This is a genomic window from Paenibacillus eucommiae (assembly GCF_017874215.1).
In the GTDB taxonomy this organism is placed as follows: domain Bacteria; phylum Bacillota; class Bacilli; order Paenibacillales; family NBRC-103111; genus Paenibacillus_AI; species Paenibacillus_AI eucommiae.
This window is the reverse complement of record NZ_JAGGLB010000040.1, coordinates 1-17,455: the sequence shown is the minus strand read 5'-3', so window position 1 is coordinate 17,455 and position 17,455 is coordinate 1. Positions and strand designations below refer to the sequence as shown.

The 17,455-nt window shown below is 47.2% G+C and carries 17 protein-coding genes; 4 read left to right on the top strand and 13 right to left on the bottom strand.

The genetic code is table 11. From position 1 onward, the window contains the following. Positions 1-715 precede the first annotated feature (715 nt). The 5 genes from J2Z66_RS36105 to J2Z66_RS36085 all read right to left on the bottom strand — a co-directional run bounded on the left by J2Z66_RS36105 (position 716) and on the right by J2Z66_RS36085 (position 5,232). A complete protein-coding gene (locus J2Z66_RS36105; protein ID WP_209977779.1) occupies positions 716-2,305 on the bottom strand; it encodes a PH domain-containing protein in 1,590 nt (529 codons plus the stop codon). Further along, a complete protein-coding gene (locus J2Z66_RS36100; protein ID WP_209977777.1) occupies positions 2,292-2,771 on the bottom strand; it encodes a PH domain-containing protein in 480 nt (159 codons plus the stop codon). Before J2Z66_RS36100 ends, J2Z66_RS36105 begins: the two co-directional genes overlap by 14 nt. Positions 2,772-2,844: 73 nt before the next feature. Beyond that, complete coding sequence (locus J2Z66_RS36095; RefSeq protein WP_209977774.1) at positions 2,845-4,107, bottom strand: glucuronate isomerase; 1,263 nt, start codon at positions 4,105-4,107, stop codon at positions 2,845-2,847. Positions 4,108-4,462: 355 nt separating this feature from the next. Next, the gene (locus tag J2Z66_RS36090) at positions 4,463-4,933 is read right to left on the bottom strand and encodes a hypothetical protein (protein WP_209977772.1); all 471 of its coding nucleotides are present in this window, start codon (positions 4,931-4,933) and stop codon (positions 4,463-4,465) included. Further along, positions 4,930-5,232 (bottom strand): YunC family protein, encoded by a 303-nt coding sequence (locus J2Z66_RS36085; RefSeq protein ID WP_209977770.1) that lies wholly within the window; start codon positions 5,230-5,232, stop codon positions 4,930-4,932. The genes J2Z66_RS36090 and J2Z66_RS36085 overlap by 4 nt, the downstream gene beginning before the upstream one ends. A 190-nt stretch (positions 5,233-5,422) precedes the next feature. Between J2Z66_RS36085 and J2Z66_RS36080 the strand changes: the two genes are divergently transcribed. Next, a complete protein-coding gene (locus J2Z66_RS36080; RefSeq protein WP_209977769.1) occupies positions 5,423-5,935 on the top strand; it encodes a hypothetical protein in 513 nt (170 codons plus the stop codon). 75 nt (positions 5,936-6,010) lie between these two features. Here J2Z66_RS36080 and J2Z66_RS36075 read toward each other — a convergent pair whose 3' ends face one another. Continuing rightward, entirely contained in the window at positions 6,011-6,379 is a 369-nt protein-coding gene (locus J2Z66_RS36075; RefSeq protein WP_209977872.1) for a DUF423 domain-containing protein, read from the bottom strand. Between the two features lie 102 nt (positions 6,380-6,481). Continuing rightward, positions 6,482-8,248, bottom strand: coding sequence for a sensor domain-containing protein (locus J2Z66_RS36070; protein ID WP_209977767.1), 1,767 nt, complete (start codon positions 8,246-8,248; stop codon positions 6,482-6,484). Between the two features lie 289 nt (positions 8,249-8,537). Between J2Z66_RS36070 and J2Z66_RS36065 the strand changes: the two genes are divergently transcribed. Beyond that, positions 8,538-8,948 (top strand): YkvA family protein, encoded by a 411-nt coding sequence (locus J2Z66_RS36065; protein WP_209977765.1) that lies wholly within the window; start codon positions 8,538-8,540, stop codon positions 8,946-8,948. Positions 8,949-8,963: 15 nt separating this feature from the next. On the opposite strand, the gene J2Z66_RS36060 is transcribed toward J2Z66_RS36065, so the two are convergent. Continuing rightward, entirely contained in the window at positions 8,964-10,982 is a 2,019-nt protein-coding gene (locus tag J2Z66_RS36060) for a beta/alpha barrel domain-containing protein (protein ID WP_209977764.1), read from the bottom strand. Positions 10,983-11,136: 154 nt separating this feature from the next. Between J2Z66_RS36060 and J2Z66_RS36055 the strand changes: the two genes are divergently transcribed. Together J2Z66_RS36055 and J2Z66_RS36050 are read left to right on the top strand one after the other, a co-directional pair. Beyond that, the gene (locus J2Z66_RS36055; RefSeq protein WP_209977762.1) at positions 11,137-12,378 is read left to right on the top strand and encodes a DUF2157 domain-containing protein; all 1,242 of its coding nucleotides are present in this window, start codon (positions 11,137-11,139) and stop codon (positions 12,376-12,378) included. Then, positions 12,359-12,922, top strand: coding sequence for a GDYXXLXY domain-containing protein (locus J2Z66_RS36050; protein WP_209977759.1), 564 nt, complete (start codon positions 12,359-12,361; stop codon positions 12,920-12,922). The genes J2Z66_RS36055 and J2Z66_RS36050 overlap by 20 nt, the downstream gene beginning before the upstream one ends. A gap of 48 nt (positions 12,923-12,970) precedes the next feature. Here J2Z66_RS36050 and J2Z66_RS36045 read toward each other — a convergent pair whose 3' ends face one another. The 5 genes from J2Z66_RS36045 to J2Z66_RS36025 form a co-directional block, all read right to left on the bottom strand. Further along, positions 12,971-13,756: an ABC transporter ATP-binding protein gene (locus tag J2Z66_RS36045; RefSeq protein ID WP_209977757.1), complete on the bottom strand. Its 786-nt coding sequence runs from the start codon at positions 13,754-13,756 to the stop codon at positions 12,971-12,973. A gap of 18 nt (positions 13,757-13,774) precedes the next feature. Then, entirely contained in the window at positions 13,775-14,893 is a 1,119-nt protein-coding gene (locus J2Z66_RS36040; RefSeq protein ID WP_209977754.1) for a taurine ABC transporter substrate-binding protein, read from the bottom strand. 18 nt (positions 14,894-14,911) lie between these two features. After that, positions 14,912-15,688, bottom strand: coding sequence for an ABC transporter permease subunit (locus J2Z66_RS36035; protein WP_209977752.1), 777 nt, complete (start codon positions 15,686-15,688; stop codon positions 14,912-14,914). A 101-nt stretch (positions 15,689-15,789) separates the two neighbouring features. After that, entirely contained in the window at positions 15,790-16,917 is a 1,128-nt protein-coding gene (gene ssuD, locus J2Z66_RS36030) for an FMNH2-dependent alkanesulfonate monooxygenase (protein ID WP_209977750.1), read from the bottom strand. A gap of 63 nt (positions 16,918-16,980) precedes the next feature. Then, a complete protein-coding gene (locus J2Z66_RS36025; RefSeq protein WP_209977748.1) occupies positions 16,981-17,184 on the bottom strand; it encodes a hypothetical protein in 204 nt (67 codons plus the stop codon). Between the last annotated feature and the right edge of the window lie 271 nt (positions 17,185-17,455).

Genomic DNA, 17,455 nt, shown 5'->3' with positions numbered 1-17,455 from the left:
AAAAAAAACACCTTGGGCGTTCCTTGATATGCGTGTTCGTGACATTGGTGCATGGAGGGAGGGAATGGCTGCGGGCTCACAAATTCACGAACACCATCCTCAAACCGGCAGCCAGCTGGGTGTTTGCTCTTGATTGGAGGAGATTTCCCCCACAGGCAAAGACGCTGGGAGAGGGCGGAGCGGATCCAGCTACTTTAACGAACTTTAACGATGTTTTTCATCGTTAAAGCATCAGATCCGCGCCACATCCTTTCTTTAACGATGAAAAACATCGCTAAGTGGAGCACGCTCATTTCGGCGGATGGGTGGGCTTCCACTAGGCTACTACTAACGCTCTTCCTCCCATATCCCATCCTCTCAGCAGCAAATTACCGAATGTTCCACACTCCAACCGATAACGGACTACCATCAGAAGTTGTTTTCCCCTTTCTGCTTCCCTTGGTGAATGAAGGTCATATCTTCCAATTTACCACTGCTCCAAGCTCCCCCAAAACACTTATACTTACTGGCAGTTCAATTAGAAAAAGGTAACCAGTTTTTGCTTTTTGCTTTTAACTTTTAACTTTTAACTTTTAACTTTTTTGCTTTTTGCTTTTTGCTTTTTGCTTTTTGCTTTTCGCTTTACGCCTCACGCCATAAGCTTCATCGCTGTAATTCGATAAACTATACCTGTAAAAAAAACGTACCCCTGTAACATCTACAAGAGTACGCCTTACTAAACATTCTTTCCTGCACGATGGAACCAATTAAGCAGTTCCTCGCTTTGCTTGAGCAGCAAGCCTTTCAGGTGGAATTTTGAACCTGCAAGACCCGAAGCAATAGAAGCACTAAATGTGGACAGCTCTTTTCTCCGCTGCCACGGATTCGTAGCAATATGGCAGAACTGAATCCTTCCCTTCGGCAGCAGCACAGTAGTCCGGCTGATTTGCCGGCTGCGTAGCAGCAGCATTTCCCCCTGTAATCTCCAGCCCCCATTCCTGAACCTCCAAATGCCAAGCAGGAATGAAATCAGACTGAGCAGTAAGCCAAACCAGCCCCAGGTGAAAAAGTAGCCTACCGCAGCACTTAGCACAGCAAAGAAAATCGCATCCGGTAAAAGGTAACCTGCCCAGGCTTGTTTAGGTAGTGGTGTAAGCTCCGAATCAACAGGCTGTGCGAAATGCGGCGCTGCTTCCCGCAGGAATGATTCGATTTCCCGTTTATGCAGCAAGGGCATCAGCAGCGTTGACTCCCCTTTTTGTTTCCCGTAGCCTGCGCTCTCAACATGAATCGCGGCAAACCCGAATGGCTGCCATAAGACTTCCTCAACGATGCGGATTGCCTGGATACGCTTGATCGGCAGTGTCACTCTCCGCCTTTCCAGCAGCCCACGTTCAATATGCAGATCATCGCCTGTACGAGTCAGCGAGAAGTTAGCAAACTTAAGGATAGAAGCAACAATGGAAATCAGCCAGGCAATTACCAGTACAGCGGCAATAAGCATAGGGATCGCACCCAGATTAAGCGAATTCCACACTCGGCTGTACATATTTGGCATGATTTGATCCAGCTGTGATAATGCCGCGAATATGATTGGTACTGCAACTCCAATACTGCCTAATGTCATTCCAGCAGCGATGAGCCGGCCGGTCGAAAGGCGATACGACCTGCTGGCGGGACGGGTTGGAGCCGTTTTTCCTGTAATTGGCGCGCCCATTTCCTCTTTAGGCTGCGATATTTGTTTGTGTGCCGAATCCAGCGACTGTTCGTAATGCCCCGAATGCTCCGAATGATCAACCTGATCAGCTAGATCAGCCTGAACAGTTGGCCCAGATTGATCCACCAGTCTGCTTCGCTCATTCTGGAAAGCTTCAGAAGGGTGCAGCAGCTCCTGCAGCCTTGCGGCTTCCTGCCTGGTTACAGCAGTCAAGATCGCCTCCGGTTTTTTTCCTCCTGCCGTTTGGATCTGCACCCGCACCACGCCAAATAACCGGTGAAGCAGCCCCTCCGTCAAATCGATCGTCTGAATGCGTTCCAGCGGGATGAACTGCTTTTTCTTCACCAGCACACCCAGCTCGATTTTTAGCTGCCCATTTTCAATGCTATACCGGTACATCAGCCAGTAAAAAATACCGTATACGATCGTCCATACAAAAAATGCTCCACCTGGCGCCAATCTCCAAAACAGCTCCGTTCCATCCTCCACCCGATTAAAGCCGCGGCTTATAATCAGGATAAGTAGGGGAAGGATCAATTCTTTCATCGATTTAAGTGCCGCGAGCAGCGCAGACACCGGGTGCATCCGTTTTCCATTAGATGTCTTCATGGGATACCCTCGCCAGCTCCGCTATCTGGTCTCGCACCTTATCCGCGAGCTCATTCGCAAGCGCCGGGATTTCATGATTCCCAGCAGCTGTTGAGAACGTCACGCTCGATAAGCCATATTTACGCATAATTGGCCCTTGATTGGTGTCGACATGCTGAACCCGTACCATCGGAATAACCGTCCGCTTCTGAAAAATAAATCCGTGCTGGAGATCAATTTCATTCTCACGGATCTCATAACGCCAGCGTTGCCATCTGCGCTTGGGAAGAACTGTAACAAGAAGCAGCGTCTCCAATAAGGTAAGTACGCCAGCTATTACTGCAATCCACCAAGGCCAATTGAACCGAAAGGCAGCGAATACCAAAAAAATAGTAACTATCCAAGAAATCAAAGATGAAATCAACCCGGACCATTTCCATACCGCCAGTGCCCGTTCGTCTAACTGTTGTTGAGGCATTCCCCGCATCACGCTACACTTCCTTTTCCAAAAAAAGCATACTCCATTCTAGCGCGGACGGCTCCCTTCCGTCAATTATCGGCTAGGAGAGAATCCTGTCAGATTTGTCCAAGAAACGCCAAAAATTATTGTGCAGCAGATCCGCAACGTCGCGCTCAATTTCTGTACAGTCCAGCACCCATCCGGTACGCAAAATATCCTTATATTTCTCCAGCAAAATCATGGAAATGATCTCCTTGGAATGCTTCCATTTGTAGATGAGCTGGTCCAGCACGCGGGCATCCGAGTGTTGGGGAGTCACGCTTAAGCCAAGCAGTTCAAACCTCATTCGAGTCACCTCTTCAATTAGCGCCGGACTGTTCAAAAACCACCAGCAGCCAAAAACGAATAAATTCCGGAACTTGCGGCCAAGCACACAAAGCTCATGCTGATTTTCGCGGGAAAGATAGGTTGTCATAAACTTATTATGAGGGTAGGTTCGCAGCATATAGGCCAGCGGCTCAAGACTTGCCTTATCGAGTGAATCTCCAGCAGAGCGAAGCGCTGGGTTCACAGCCCTTGTTACACCTATCATCATGGCAAAAGGAATCGATTTTCCCCGGGATACAGGCAGAATGCAGTGTTCGATTATGCGGCTGCGATCAGAATCCTCAGGGAACGCAAAATCGGGCGGAAGCGAGACAGCCATATACAGCGGGTTCATCCGGACAATCCAATCTTGCAAAAATCGGCTTATTTCACGCACCGTCTGCTCTCCCCACACATCCTCCACCTGATAGCCCCATGCGTGCAGCTTGTCCTTGTTGGCCGCATAATCATTTAGCAGAGGGTCCAGACGCAAAGCCGCATGAAAACGCGGATCCGGCTTTGTGCCGCTTAACCATATGCCACGCTCTTCCTCATCGAACGGATCGTTTGTCATTACCACATGATCAACCCCAGCGAGCTCCAGCACCTTGTCAACTTGTGAATAAGCATCATACTGCGCATAAATTTGACGAAAAGCATCCAAATCGCGGGAACGAAGATCGATGCCGAAACCTTGCAGCGTAGTAAGCACACCCCGGCAAGCTTCGCTAACCGGGGAATGTTCGATAAACAGTTTCTGCCAAATATGATCCGCTTGCGCACTCTTCGTTAACTGCCAAAAAATTTCAATCGGCAGGTCGCTCCAACGCATCACCTCTGCCACCAGATAGTGGTAGGTTAACAGCTCATCCACACCCCGGTGCAGCAGGCTGTCAAAATTAGGGGAAAACAAATGTGTGTGCATATCCGTAATCTTTTGTTGTTGAACAGCATTTTTAACTACAGCTGCAAGTTGCTCGCTGGTATTGATTTCCATGGGCACATCTCCTCGGGTTCATTATTCTAAGTATTATTAAGGTATTAAAAACTTCTTATTTTATGCACACGTGAACATTCACTTCTATAATTATATCCTATATTTGCTTTTCTGAGCAAACAAAAACATAAGACCAGAGCACGCGCCTTCCCGTAGGTTGAGCACAAAAAAAGCAGCTTATTCAAGCTGCTTTTCTCAATATTCTCTGTTACTCTGTTTCTCATTGCTCAGTTATTCGGTATTTATCCTTTGTGATCAACCAAGATCCGATGCTCAATCCAATCGCTGCCGAGAGTATTGCTTGCATTTGCAGTTATTTTCGTCCATCCTTCTACGAGCAGCAGCGAGCCGGGCATTACTGAAAAACGGGCGGATACATTATCCTTATGGCCCCACTGCCTTTCATTTCTATAGAAGAAACATATTCAACAGGCACATCGAGATCCACTTTGGTTTCCAAATAGGCGGGGCCACTTCCATACACATTTCGTTCGAGCCAATCAATGGACGAGGAGGGTGCGGATTGCAGCAAATTCGTAGGATTTGTATATATCGTCTTTTGTTCCTGTTCAAAGCAGCAGCGAATGATTTCCATGCGGGAATGAACAGGCAGAGATCTAGGAAGTTTAATGCCATATCCTGCGTGCGTTGTCGTTTTCAGAATCTCGCCCCAGCAAGCCCAAACGCACAAAAAAACCAAAAGATCCGTTGGCCAAAACCGCATCCGATCTTTTGGTTGCTCTTTTGCAGCAGCATTTATATGTAAATATTTGATAATGAATGTTTCGTTTATTTTTTCTATATAATCTCCCCCCTGAATGTTCACATCATCTTGAGTATAGCCTCACGGCCTATCATCCCCACCTCGATGCCTAGGTCTTTAGACGTATGAGTAACTGATTCCAAAGGAGCATCCAAAAGGTCGGCAACAGTCTTTACACCTGTAGCTCTTGCAGCAACAATATTCCGCTCGCTAAGACGCTCATTTAACAAATTTACATCGAGGGCTCCACACATGATATATCCCTTATTTGTCGTAATAATAATTAAGGTCGTTTTGGGTAAAAGAACTTCAATCGCAAGCACCGTATGGCCTTCAAGGATAATGGGTTCAACGCGGATCATGTTCGTCACTCCCCTTTTGTCAGTTCTCCATCCATTATATGTTGCAGAAAGCCGGAGGGTGAAAAGAATAAAGTTTTTTCATTTTCTCCTTTTCTTTACGTTCCCGTGTTAAGATTTTGCTATTTTTGGGTAAGCATTCATGATATAGTTATCATATAGTTTTCTTAAAAGACATTGTTACGGAGGGCATATGGAATCGGATAAAAGCGAAAATCCCACAAAATCATACTTATTCACAGTAGATTTGTTAATTGAAGATGGGACTAACGGACTAGCCCTTGAAAAGCTCCTCCACCTCCTAAATACTGAGGTCATCAAAGATTATAAAGTAAAAAGCGGCATTGAGCTCGGCAAGCTGATTGATCTAAGTGTCCAAGAGAATGAAAAGCTGACTCTTGCTAAACATAAAGAATCCGAGAAAAAGAACGAGGCAGACAGTAAACTAAAAAAGCAGTCCGCTCCACCTCCCGCCCCCGCTTATGAGGACAGCTACTTACCGATCATTGAGCAGCTGGAATTTTTCAAGCAAAATAATTTATTAATTCGAATGACCGTTATTAAAGCTAAGGGAATCAAGTTAAACCTTCCCTGCCGCATTCTCAACTATGATAACGAAACCCAGAATGTGACCGTTTACCATGTAGATGAGAAGAAGGTTTATCTGTTCAAGCTTAATGAAATTGACGACTTTGTAACTGGATAACGAAAGAAACAGGGTGCTCTTCTTAGGAAGAACACCCTGTTTCTTTGTGACCCGAATGGGCCTTGGCACCTTATTTCATGATTTCATGACAGCAACAGCGATTAACACCCAAGCGAGCAAAAAGCCGACACCACCAAGTGGTGTGATCGCCCCCAGAATTTTAATTCCGGATAAACTTAACACATACAGGCTTCCTGAGAACAAAACAATTCCGATCATCATGGACCAGCCGGAAATGTTCACGAGCGTACTGTTGCCCAGTTTATCTGCCAAGAGTGCTATAAGAATCAAGCCGACCGCATGAATCATATGGTACTGAACCCCGGTTTGATAAATTTCCAGCATCTCTTTACTTAATTTTGCTTTCAAAGCATGGGCCCCGAAAGCCCCTAGAGCAACAGCCAGAAAAGCATTCAAGCTGCCGAGCACTACAAATATTTTGATCATTGTCTTCCTCCTTCACCCTGCTGACACCTAGCTTGCATACGCTGCAGAAGGACTTCGTCATCCAGGGTTATAAATCCTGCCGGCTTTTTTGCAATGTTGTTACGCAATTTCAACAACGATTCTTTTGCTGCCAAGTCCTCTCAAATAGGATTCAAAATCCAGATGAGACAGCGGGTGACTGAATAAATACCCCTGCGCTTCGTTGCATTTTTTAGCTTTCAGTGCTTTCCATTGCTCCTTATTCTCCACCCCTTCTGCCAGTACGGAAATATTCAGGCTATGCGCAACCTTGATAATCGCTTCGATTAAAGATTCGTCATAAGAATCCAGAAGCATATCATGGACAAATGATTTATCAATTTTTATCATATCCAATGGAAAAGCTTTTAAATAGCTGAGTGAAGAATAGCCGGTTCCGAAATCATCGAGCGCCAGCCCGAGGCCCAGCTTTTTGAGCGCGATTAAAGTAGAGACAACCTGCTCCACATGATGCATGGCGGTGCTTTCTGTAATTTCAAGCATCAGATTTTCCGGATGAATCCCCGTTTCTTGGAGTATCCCTTCCACCTTCTGAACCAGATCAGCTTGCAGAAATTGCCGCAAAGAAAGATTAACCGATACGCGCAGGGGAGTAAATCCCCGATCCATCCATTTTCTGTTCTGCAAACAGGCTTCCCGCAGCACCCATTCGCCAATCGGTACTATCAATCCTGTTTCCTCTGCAATCGGGATAAAGTCAGAAGGTGGAATCATCCCTTTCTCGGGGTGGTTCCACCTGATCAAAGCCTCGGAGCCGACAATTTCGCCTGTTTGCAAATCGATCTTCGGCTGGTAGTATACGCGAAACTGTCCTTTCTCCAAAGCTTTCCTCATTCCGTACTCCATGTACATGCCCTGCAGGAGCTGCCTCGCCATCTCTGCAGAGTAAAAGCGGTAATGATTGCCCCCATGCTCTTTGGCACGATACATCGCCATTTCAGCACTTTTGATTAATGAGTCGGAATCCTTACTGTTATCACCAAAGGTGCTGATACCTATGCTTAGCGATATATATACCTCTTGCTTTTCAAAATCAAAGGGCTGTGAGAAGGCATGCAGGATCGATTTAGCTATTTGTGAAGCTTCATTCTCTGTGCTCTCCTGAAGCATAACCAGAAACGCATCGCCGCTCTGTCTGCTGATTAGCGTTCCCGCACTTAAGCTTTGAACCAGTCTTATGCCTATTGCCTTTAATAAAGTGTCTCCGAAATGCTGGCCCATCGAATCGTTAATAATATTAAAGCGATCCACATCCAGACAAAGGATAGATAAGGGCCTGCCCTGTTTCTTCTCGAGAAAGTCCCCAAGCTCTCTTTTGAAATAATCACGGTTAGGAAGCTCAGTTAGTGCATCGTAATAGGCCAGGAAGCGGTACCTTTCTTCACTTTCCTTGAGAGCCTCTTCAGCCAGCTTAAGCTGCGTAATATTATGACCAATAGCTACAAACCTCTCCGGCCGGTTCGCTTTATCCATGTAAGGGACAATCGTCGTATGCACCCAGTAAGAGCTGCCGTCCTTGGCCCTCCCCCTGATCTCACCTCTCCAGACGTTTCCCCCTGTAATCGTTCTCCATATTTCCGCTGAAAATTCCGCATTATGAAATGCACTGTCCAGCAAGAAGGGGTGGGCAGAACTCGGATCAAACAGCTCTTGCTCTGTATATTGAGAAAGTTCGCACAGCTTCGAATTCACATATATAATTTCCCCGTCTGGAGAGACAACAGCCACTATGGAAGACTCATCCAAAGCAGAGTTAATATTAGCCAGCCCCCCTAGCATCTCATTATCCGTCTTGTTCTGATCAACGGATCCTGCTTCTTCTGTCATCAATTTGTCCCCTTTCATTGGGTAAAATGGTTCGAGCCGTTCACTGTGTATTCTATATTAACAAGAAAACGTTAGTAAACATTAAGGAAAGTATGAGCAAGCGAAGAAAGCTATAGCCGGTTTTACATGCTGTTTTACATGCTGTTTTACATGCTGTTTTACATGCTGTTTTACATGCTGTTTTTACTGTTAAACGCCCCTTTGTGTAATGTTTGACTATATGCTAAAGCTCCTGTACGATAACTAAATAAAGGCTGCTAAATAAAAATGAACCCGAAGAGGTGAGATTATGAATACCCGTCTATCTTTTTCCCGAAAATATACCGAAAGCTCCTTTTGGCGCAAGCTGCAAAAATTCGCCAAAAATGCTGGAACGAAGGTTGTCTATGTGGCGCTATTGCTTTATTATGTGCTCCAGAGCTCGAATGTTCCACTTAAAGCAAAAGCGGTAATAATTGGAGCATTGGGGTATTTCATAGCCCCTATTGATGCTATCCCCGATATTATGGTAGGAATCGGTTACGCCGATGATTTCAGTATTTTGTTAGGAGCTCTTGTATCTGTTGCCATGTATGTGGACAAGGATGTCAAGGAGAAGGCACATAATCGCATCGCGGCCTGGTTCGGTTCCGAGGCGGAAGAAGACGTGCAGGCGATCGATACGAAACTCGATACGAAAACACAATCCTCAATTTCATAAACCTCAGAAGACCCCTCAAGGAGCTTGCAACCTTCCGAAAGGGTCTTTTTTTCTTGTTATCCTCCTGCCGCTCATCAAATATGGATACAGAAAAATCAAGCCCAAAACATAGAGGACGCAGGCAAAATAAGCGGGAAGCAGATGCCAAAAATCCGTGTAGCCGATCACCGCATGCACACTAAAGCCTGCAATAAAGCCAGGCATTCCGCCTGCGAGCAAGGTCCACCAGAGCCACCGCTGCCCCTGATTTATCCCCCATAATGCAATTGTAAGCAGGACTAAAGCATTCGAGAACAAAGCACCGCCGAAGCCAGCGCGGTCGTGGGCAATTAGGGGAACAAGCCGTTCATTATACATAGCCAAAAATTCTGGCGTCGTGCACAGATAGGCAAGATCGGTCGCTACGAATACATCAGTCACACCAATGAACGAGATTGTTATGCCTCCAACAGCAAGCGCACTTCCAAGACTGACAAACATAAGCTGTCCCCATTGAGCCAGCCGCCAGCTGCGATCGTTCACAAGGTTTGGCGGATCCAGTGATGGCCGGTTCGCTTTCGTACGCATAGACAATATAAACATTGGCAGCAAAAGAATCGCTACAAGTCCATGCAGAGGATCAAAATATCCGTAACCAAGATATAGGAAAAAGCTGCTGAAGCCCACCAGGCATGAGATAAAGAGCGCTGTTTTAGACCAATGAAGCCCTTTGCCAAGACCATACCTGGCAAGCTGAGCATACAGGATGCCAATGGATATCATGGTCCCTGCCAATGTGACTCTGTCATGCGACATAAAAGGCAGCAAACGCTCATTCAAGTTCTCCATTGATTCACGGCCGATGCCTAGAAAGCGGATATCGTAAGGCAGAACAACACTGGTAGCAGCGATGATCCAAGCTAATATGCCGCCAATCACCATCCCCAAGCCGAGCAGCCACATCCAGCCCCAGCCTTGCCAAAAAGAGGGCAGCTTCATAAGCGCAGCTGCATCTATGCTGTGCTGAAAATGTCCATTGCGCAAAGGCAAAGGTTCATGATCGGCTGACTCTATCCGCTTGTAAATAATGGCTTCATTAATCCGCTTAGGCAAGCCAGGTCCTGAATACACGAGTCCGCTGTGCAGCTGAACATAATTGGCTCCTGCATCCATAAGCTCTAATGCATCCAGGGGCTCATGGACACCACCCGCGGCTACGATAATCAATGAATCTCCGGCAATCTCACGGACAAGCCTTACACGCTCCAGACTTAGAGCTTTCCCCTCCTTGCCAATAAGGTCCCCGTCAGCGGTATGAATAGCTTCGCCGATGACCATTCCCTGCAGCAGATGGAAATCCGCTCTTGCAGCCAACTGCTCCAGCCATTGTTGCGGGCAATCCAAGGTTACATATATAAATACAGGGAAATCTTTATTTATAGAATGTGCCATACGCGCAGCGTCTTCGCAGTAGCAAACCGTTTCTTCCAGCGTCCAACCACGATCAATCACGTCCAAATATAGCGCATCAGCATACGGAGACAGACGTTCGATCAGCTGCTGCTGCTCTTCAAGAGCCTCAACTGGCGTACTGGCGGAAGTGTGCCGGGTTCGGATCATCAGCGGGAGCGGGTAGTTCCTTCTATCCTTTAATCTTTCCTCTACCACGTCCACTCCATCGTTCGCATAAGGAGTTGGATACAAAAGAGCTTCATTACTTACTTCTCTGCGAATAGACATATTGGAGGAAACCGGATGTAGGGTTACAGGTCCAATCTCCATAAAGCCTAGCCCAAACTGGGCCAAAGCTCTGGGAGCAGAACCATGTATATCCAATGCTCCGCTAACGCCAACAGGATATTTTATATGAACTGCAGACATCTTGCTTTCTAAAATCGGATACGATTCCATATGCCCGAGCGTTCGAATCAGTAGGGAGCCTCCGGGCAGCTTGCTAATAAGGCCCATGGCATGCAGTGTGAAATCACGTGCACGTTCTGCAGAAAGGCGAAACAACAAGGGACGAAATATCGTGCGATAGGACCAATCCGGCAAACAGGCTCCTCCTCTCGTGCTGTCTTTTGCAATAAAAAAGTTGTAAAAATGGGATCTGTGTTTATATATACATAGGTACTATTAAAAGATAGCACTATATTTTTAATATGGAAAGACTATACTAAAGTTAATAAACGCCTGAGAGGTGAGCCAAATGAGCAGAAAGATCATTGAAAAGGAAGCGCATCGCTGGACAGAGATGGGGATTATTACGTCGGCCCAGTATGCTCAGATCATGAACTTATATACAGAAAAAAAGCGTGCAATCGGTCTTGTTCCTATTCTCGGAAGCATTCTTGTAGGGCTGGGCATTCTCAGCTTCATGGCAGCGAACTGGCAAGCAATTCCTGAGCTGCTGCGGCTTATCGTTATTTTAGGAGGAATGATCGGATTTTATTTTGCCGGGGAAACGATGCTGAGGAAGGATCATGACAAGCTGGGCATTGCGCTCATTTCTCTGGGTCTCGTTATGTTCGGGGCTGGTATTATCCTGATTGCCCAAATGTTTCATTTGGAAGCTTATAACGCTACCTCTTGGATCGTGTGGGGAACAGCGGGCTTGCTGCTTACGTATTTATATCAAAGCCGTTACTTGTACTTGATCACCTTGGTCCTGTATGCAGTTGCGCAAATGAACAGTACGATGGAATTTAATCAATTTAGCTATGCGGCGTTTATTCTTTCAGTTGCAGGCTTGGGCTACTACACTTGGCTAAATAAGAATACACTGCTGGCTTGGTTGTTCAGCATCAACTTCATTATTCAGGTTATTATGCTCACTGTCGTTCATGAATGGGAATTTCTATGGGTATTTGTTCCAGTCATGCTGCTCTATACGCTGGGGGATTGGATTAGAAATCGTGATTTTGCAGCCCCCATTCAAAGCGCAGCTTTGATCGCTGCCTATGTATTTGACTTATTCCTTGTATTGTTCCAAGGAGATATGGACTACCTCGAAACCCGGGCACATATTTTGGCGGAGCCGTTCTCATTCTTACTGCTGGCAGCCGCTTTCCTGGCCTTGTCTTTATACCTGAAGGCCCGCTCCGGACGGCTTATCTCCGGGGTTGAATGGATTGTAATGCCCGTCCTGCTGTACGCAACCTTGTATGTAGATGTGCTCTACTTGTTCATTCTGTTCTTCTTCTCCTTATTCGTTCTATGGAGGGGCTATATCGAGGAATGGCGCTTCAAAGTAAATTTAGGCACAATTCTATTCCTTATTATTACGATGACGGCTTACGGCAAGCTCGCTTGGGATTTCATGGATAAATCTTTATTTTTCATTTTTGGCGGTATTTTGCTGCTCGTGCTCAGCTGGTTTTTAAATCGGCGCAGGAAGCAATTTATCGAGGAAACGAAGGAGGATAACGATCATGACGAAACCAACAACTGATCTGCAGGCTGGCTCAACCTTTTGGAAGCTCCACCGCACCAAGCTGCTGGTCGTACTCGTGATCTTACAGGTATTATTCCTGTTAGGTACTGCCGGTTCTTCATATGCGGTCCGCTGGCTCGGTAAAGAAATCCGCTTGCAAACCTTGCCCGTGGATCCCAGGGACTTGCTGTATGGCGATTATGTGATTTTGAATTATGAAATCAGCACTCTGCCGACATCGCTATTAAATAAAGGTGAATTTCCCGAGAGGGGAGATACTGTCTATGTGCTGCTCAAACTGAATGCATCAGATAAGGCTGGAACTTATGATGCTGTGGGCATTTATACCAGCAAGCCTTCTGCCGCGGCGGAAGAAGCGATCATCAAGGCACGCGTCGAATTCAACCATGGAGACACGCTCCGCTTAGAGTATGGCTTGGAAAAATATTATGTGCCAGAAAATACAGGTAAAGAGCTGGAAAATCAGGTAGGGGAATTAGTCGCCAGAGTCAAGGTTGCTCCCTGGAGCCGAGCTGTCATAGAAGGACTTGAGCCGAAATAATCCGAATCCCAATCATCCTTCTATGCTTATGGCACCTTTATAGCACCTTTATAGCACTCTTAATGCCTGAACAAGCGATTCCCTCAGCTCTGCATAATCATGATGCTTACGTATATGCGAGAAGCCCTGCGACAAAGAAGCTTCCGTGCCGGAATGAAGCGGATTGTTGAAATCAAGCATGATGCCGCTTTCTGAAGAACCATTCATCACGAGTATGCGGGAGGAAAGCAGGAGCGCTTCGTCGACATCGTGCGTAATAAAAAAGATCGTCTTGCCGGTACGAAGCCAAATGCTGCGCAGCTGTGCCTGAAGTCCTTCCCGCGTTATGGCATCCAATGCAGCAAAAGGCTCATCCATCAAAATCAGGCGGGGATCCATCACCAGCGAACGGGCTATAGCCGTTCGCTGTTTCATGCCGCCTGAAAGCTGATAGGGCAGCATAGATGCATATGGCGTAAGCCCAACCTGCTCGATATGATAGGCAGCGGCTGCCCTGCGCTCCGCTTTGCTTAGGCCGCGCATAACGAGCCCAAATTCCACATTGGATCGAACATTCAGCCAAGGAAATAAATTCGCATGCTGGAACACGACCCCTACATCCGCATTCGGCTCGGTGTGCTTTCTGCCAAAAATATGCACTTCACCTGAGGTAGGCCGCTCATAACCGGCGATCAGCCGCAACAATGAGGTTTTCCCGCAGCCTGATGGACCCAGAACACTAATAAACTCCCCTTCTGTAACGCGCAGTTGAATGTCTTTCAGCACTTCCGTACGTTTATTACGCGCAGGATAGCTCAAGCTTACTTGCTGCAAATCAATAGACAGCATATTCATCGTCTAACCTCTATTCGGCTAAGGCTGCAAGGCGTCCGTACGAATGGCTGCCTGAAATGCGGCATCATCCGGGGCTGAGGAAATGGCTTTCTGTGTGACCAGAAATTCGGCTGTCTCTTTCAAGACTTTGGAAAAGCCGCCCGCTTGACCATCTGCGCCTAAATATTTGGCATCCCGCTGCTCTGAAGCCAGCAGCCATACAAGCTCATTCATTTGCGACAGTGCTTCCGCTTCTGTTTGACTTAGCAAAGGTGCAAGCGCCTTGGCGGCATCACCAGGCTTGTCGCGATAAAGCTTGATCGATTCGTCCAGCAAGGCAACGTATTGCTTGAGAAATCCCGGGTATTGATCCGCGAATGCTGTCCGCACCACACCTACATCAGCTGTTACAATGCCCTTCTCTGCCAGCTTCTTAGCTGTCGTGATGATTTGCCCATCATCGGCAACCAGCTTCGCCAGCGAAGGCTGCCATACAAATGCGCCATCAATATCTTTGCGCTGCCAAGCGGCCAAAATATCCGGAGGCTGCATATCCAGCACCGTCACAGAGCTTGCATCGACGCCTTCAGAGCTCAAGGCCGACAGCAGGCTGAAGTGGGTGGTAGAGCCAAAGGGAACGGCGATTTTTTTGCCGGCTAAATCCTTGACGCTTTGAATACCCGATTCCTTGCGAACTGCCAAGGCCTCGTTATCCCCGATAATATCATGCAAGAAATACACTTGATACGGCAGCTTGCTGGAAACGCCAATGGCTACCGGAACTGAACCAGCCAGCCCAAAATCGATCCCGCCAGAGGCTATCGCCGTATTCACATCACGTCCCGAATCGAACTGAACCCAAGTAATCTTCGTATCAGGAAATTGCTTCTCGGCCAGCCCTAACGCTTTGGTCAGAAGCTCGGCGTTCGGAATCACTTGAAAGCCTATCTTCACCTCTTTAGGCTGCTCCACTTGAGCCGGGGCAGGTGCAGGCGAAGCTGTTGCCTTAGCCGCATCTGCCGCTTTCGTGGCAGCAGGAGTTTGTGATGCTTCAACAGATTTAACCGTTTCGTTCGATTTGCCTGCACAAGCGGATAACATGAACATTAAAATCAGGGCAAATGCCATAAGTATGCTTTTTTTATAAGCTAAGACCATCGTTTCCACTCCTCTTTTTTATTCTTTACCACTCCATGGCACCAGCTTACGCTCCAGCCAGCGAACAATAAAATCTACACATATGGCAATTAAGCCCATAATTATGATGCCGACAAAAATAATATCGCTTCGCAAAAACTTGCTTGCATCCAGTACCATCCATCCTATTCCTGATATCGCTGCTACCATTTCTGCAGCCACTAACGTTGTATAGGTGACACCAACTGCAGTACGGATACCTGTGAACAGCTCCGGCAAGCTGGAAGGAAAGATTACATATACGAACAGCTTCCATCTGCTCGAACCGAGGGAGCGTGCCCCGAGAATCCGATCCTTCGGTATCCTTGACACCCCTGCTACAGCAGCGAGATAGAGCGGAGCAAAGGAGGCAAGAAATAGCAGCGCAATTTTGGAGGAGTCTCCTATCCCGAGCCACAGCACGAGCATCGTGTAGTAAGCCAACGGCGGCAGAGGCCTGTAAAACTCTATAAAAGGATCGAATATAGCCCGTACGGCAGGAATGTAGCCGCTGATAAGGCCCAACGGAATAGCTGTCAGCAGCGCGAGAAGAAAGGCAGATCCCAACCGGAATAAGCTCTCCGAAATGTGCAGCGCTAATGAGCTTCCCTTGTATCCGGTGCTCCATATGTCCAGAAAAGCGAACCACACCTGTTTAGGCGAGGGGAGAAACAAGGGACTGACCCATTCATTAGCTGCAACGATCCACCAAAGCAGGAAGACAGCTAATACAGAAAGCAGAGATAGCGACCGCAGTCCATTTTTATTCGTATACATGCTTAATCCCCCCTTCAACCTGGTGGTGGTCTCATTAATTGTTGGAGCAGTAGGGTGACCATGGATTGATCGCTCTAGTGCCTAGTATTATGTGCCTATTATTATGTGCTTTTCAATTCAGGTTTGTGCTGATAAGCAATAATTTCTCCTTGATAATCCCGCCTTTCTTGTGGGGCAGCCTGTAAGGGCAGCTTGGGAAAGAGCAGCTCAGCAACACGGTAAGCCTCTTCCAAATGTGGATACCCCGATAAAATAAACGTGTCAATCCCCAGTGCCTCATACTCTTTCATTCTCATCGCCACTGTGTCCGGATCTCCAACTAGCGCTGTACCTGCCCCGCCCCGCACCAGACCAATGCCAGCCCACAGATTCGGACTGATTTCCAGCTTGCTGCGATCCCCCTGATGGAGCTCGGTCATCCTTCTTTGCCCATGGGAGTCCATACGGGCATAAATTTTCGTCGCTTTGGCAATCGTGTCATCGTCCAAGTGACGAATTAACTCATGGGCTGCGGCCCAAGCCTGCTCCGTGGTCTCACGCACTATAATATGCAGGCGAATGCCGAAGCGGACTGACCGGCCTTCTTTTTCAGCACGGCTGCGCATCTCCTGCAGCTTCTCGGCAACCTGCTCCAACGGCTCTCCCCAGGTCAGGTATACATCCGTATGCTTGGCGGCCACATTCATCGCTGCTGGTGATGAACCCCCAAAGAAAACAGGAGGATACGGCTTCTGCTTAGCCTCGTAAAAATTAGTAGCCTCACGGACCCGCAGGTGCTTGCCCTCGAAGCTCACACTTTCCTGCTGCAGAACACTGCGCCAGATGGTCATGAACTCATCGGTCAGCTCATAGCGGCTGTCATGGTCGAGGAACAAGCCATCCGCCTCCAGCTCTTCCCTGTCGCCTCCAGCAACCACGTTAACGAGCAAACGTCCTTCCGAGCTGCGGTCAAAAGCCGCTGCCATCCGTGCTGCCAAAGTCGGCGACATCAGTCCAGGCCTTACAGCTACCAGAAACTTTAGCTTGCGCGTTAGCGGAATAAGTGTGGAAGCCGTCACCCAAGCGTCCTCACAAGATCTGCCAGTGGGAAGCAGCACCCCGCTATAACCCAGATCATCAGCTGCCATCGCCATTTGGCGAAAATAAGCAGGTGTAGTTGCCCTGGCGCCTATGTTCGTGCCGATATAGCGTCCATCTCCATATGTAGGTATGAACCAAAATAATTCCACGTACATTCCCCTTTTTACCGAATTCACCTGTTAATCTTATAAATCTTATAGATCTTATAAACCTTATAAATTATAAATCTTATATTTCGCATAGGTTAAATCGGATTTTAATAACAAAAAAAGGACTCCTGCAGCTCTTTGCATAAAGTGGCTGCGGCAGTCTCCAGTGATCCGGTCGACCAATATCAGTGAATAAATATTCACTTTGTTGAAAACATCATACAAAATTATTAATTTCCCGTCAACTAATTTTTTCACTTGCCGCATCGGATTGGGCCTGCCCTTCTAATTGGGAAATCCAAACCTCCACTTGCTAGTTAGCCTCATGTTAACCTGATACTACCTGTTGTTGGCCTGACAACATTGCATAGCAGCCCGCCTCCCCCGAAATTGAGCAGCGTGTTGTCTTGTGTTGTCTTGTGTTGCGAGTGTGCGTGTATCACTTAACGATGTTTATACGAAAATAAAACTGAACTCCTTGGCTAAAATGATGTTAGAAGGCAAAAAAAGGCCTTGTGCTTTTAAAAGTAGTTAATGC

Bases quoted from the DNA above. Each gene is read 5' to 3' on its own strand.
- J2Z66_RS36040 (WP_209977754.1), bottom strand. From the start codon at position 14,893: ATGGTCTTAGCTTATAAAAAAAGCATACTTATGGCATTTGCCCTGATT.
- J2Z66_RS36045 (WP_209977757.1), bottom strand. From the start codon at position 13,756: ATGAATATGCTGTCTATTGATTTGCAGCAAGTAAGCTTGAGCTATCCT.
- J2Z66_RS36070 (WP_209977767.1), bottom strand. From the start codon at position 8,248: ATGACAGAAGAAGCAGGATCCGTTGATCAGAACAAGACGGATAATGAG.
- J2Z66_RS36100 (WP_209977777.1), bottom strand. From the start codon at position 2,771: ATGCGGGGAATGCCTCAACAACAGTTAGACGAACGGGCACTGGCGGTA.
- J2Z66_RS36050 (WP_209977759.1), top strand. From the start codon at position 12,359: ATGACGAAACCAACAACTGATCTGCAGGCTGGCTCAACCTTTTGGAAG.
- J2Z66_RS36085 (WP_209977770.1), bottom strand. From the start codon at position 5,232: ATGATCCGCGTTGAACCCATTATCCTTGAAGGCCATACGGTGCTTGCG.
- J2Z66_RS36080 (WP_209977769.1), top strand. From the start codon at position 5,423: ATGGAATCGGATAAAAGCGAAAATCCCACAAAATCATACTTATTCACA.
- J2Z66_RS36035 (WP_209977752.1), bottom strand. From the start codon at position 15,688: ATGTATACGAATAAAAATGGACTGCGGTCGCTATCTCTGCTTTCTGTA.
- J2Z66_RS36025 (WP_209977748.1), bottom strand. From the start codon at position 17,184: ATGCGGCAAGTGAAAAAATTAGTTGACGGGAAATTAATAATTTTGTAT.
- J2Z66_RS36095 (WP_209977774.1), bottom strand. From the start codon at position 4,107: ATGGAAATCAATACCAGCGAGCAACTTGCAGCTGTAGTTAAAAATGCT.
- J2Z66_RS36105 (WP_209977779.1), bottom strand. From the start codon at position 2,305: ATGAAGACATCTAATGGAAAACGGATGCACCCGGTGTCTGCGCTGCTC.
- J2Z66_RS36065 (WP_209977765.1), top strand. From the start codon at position 8,538: ATGAATACCCGTCTATCTTTTTCCCGAAAATATACCGAAAGCTCCTTT.
- J2Z66_RS36055 (WP_209977762.1), top strand. From the start codon at position 11,137: ATGAGCAGAAAGATCATTGAAAAGGAAGCGCATCGCTGGACAGAGATG.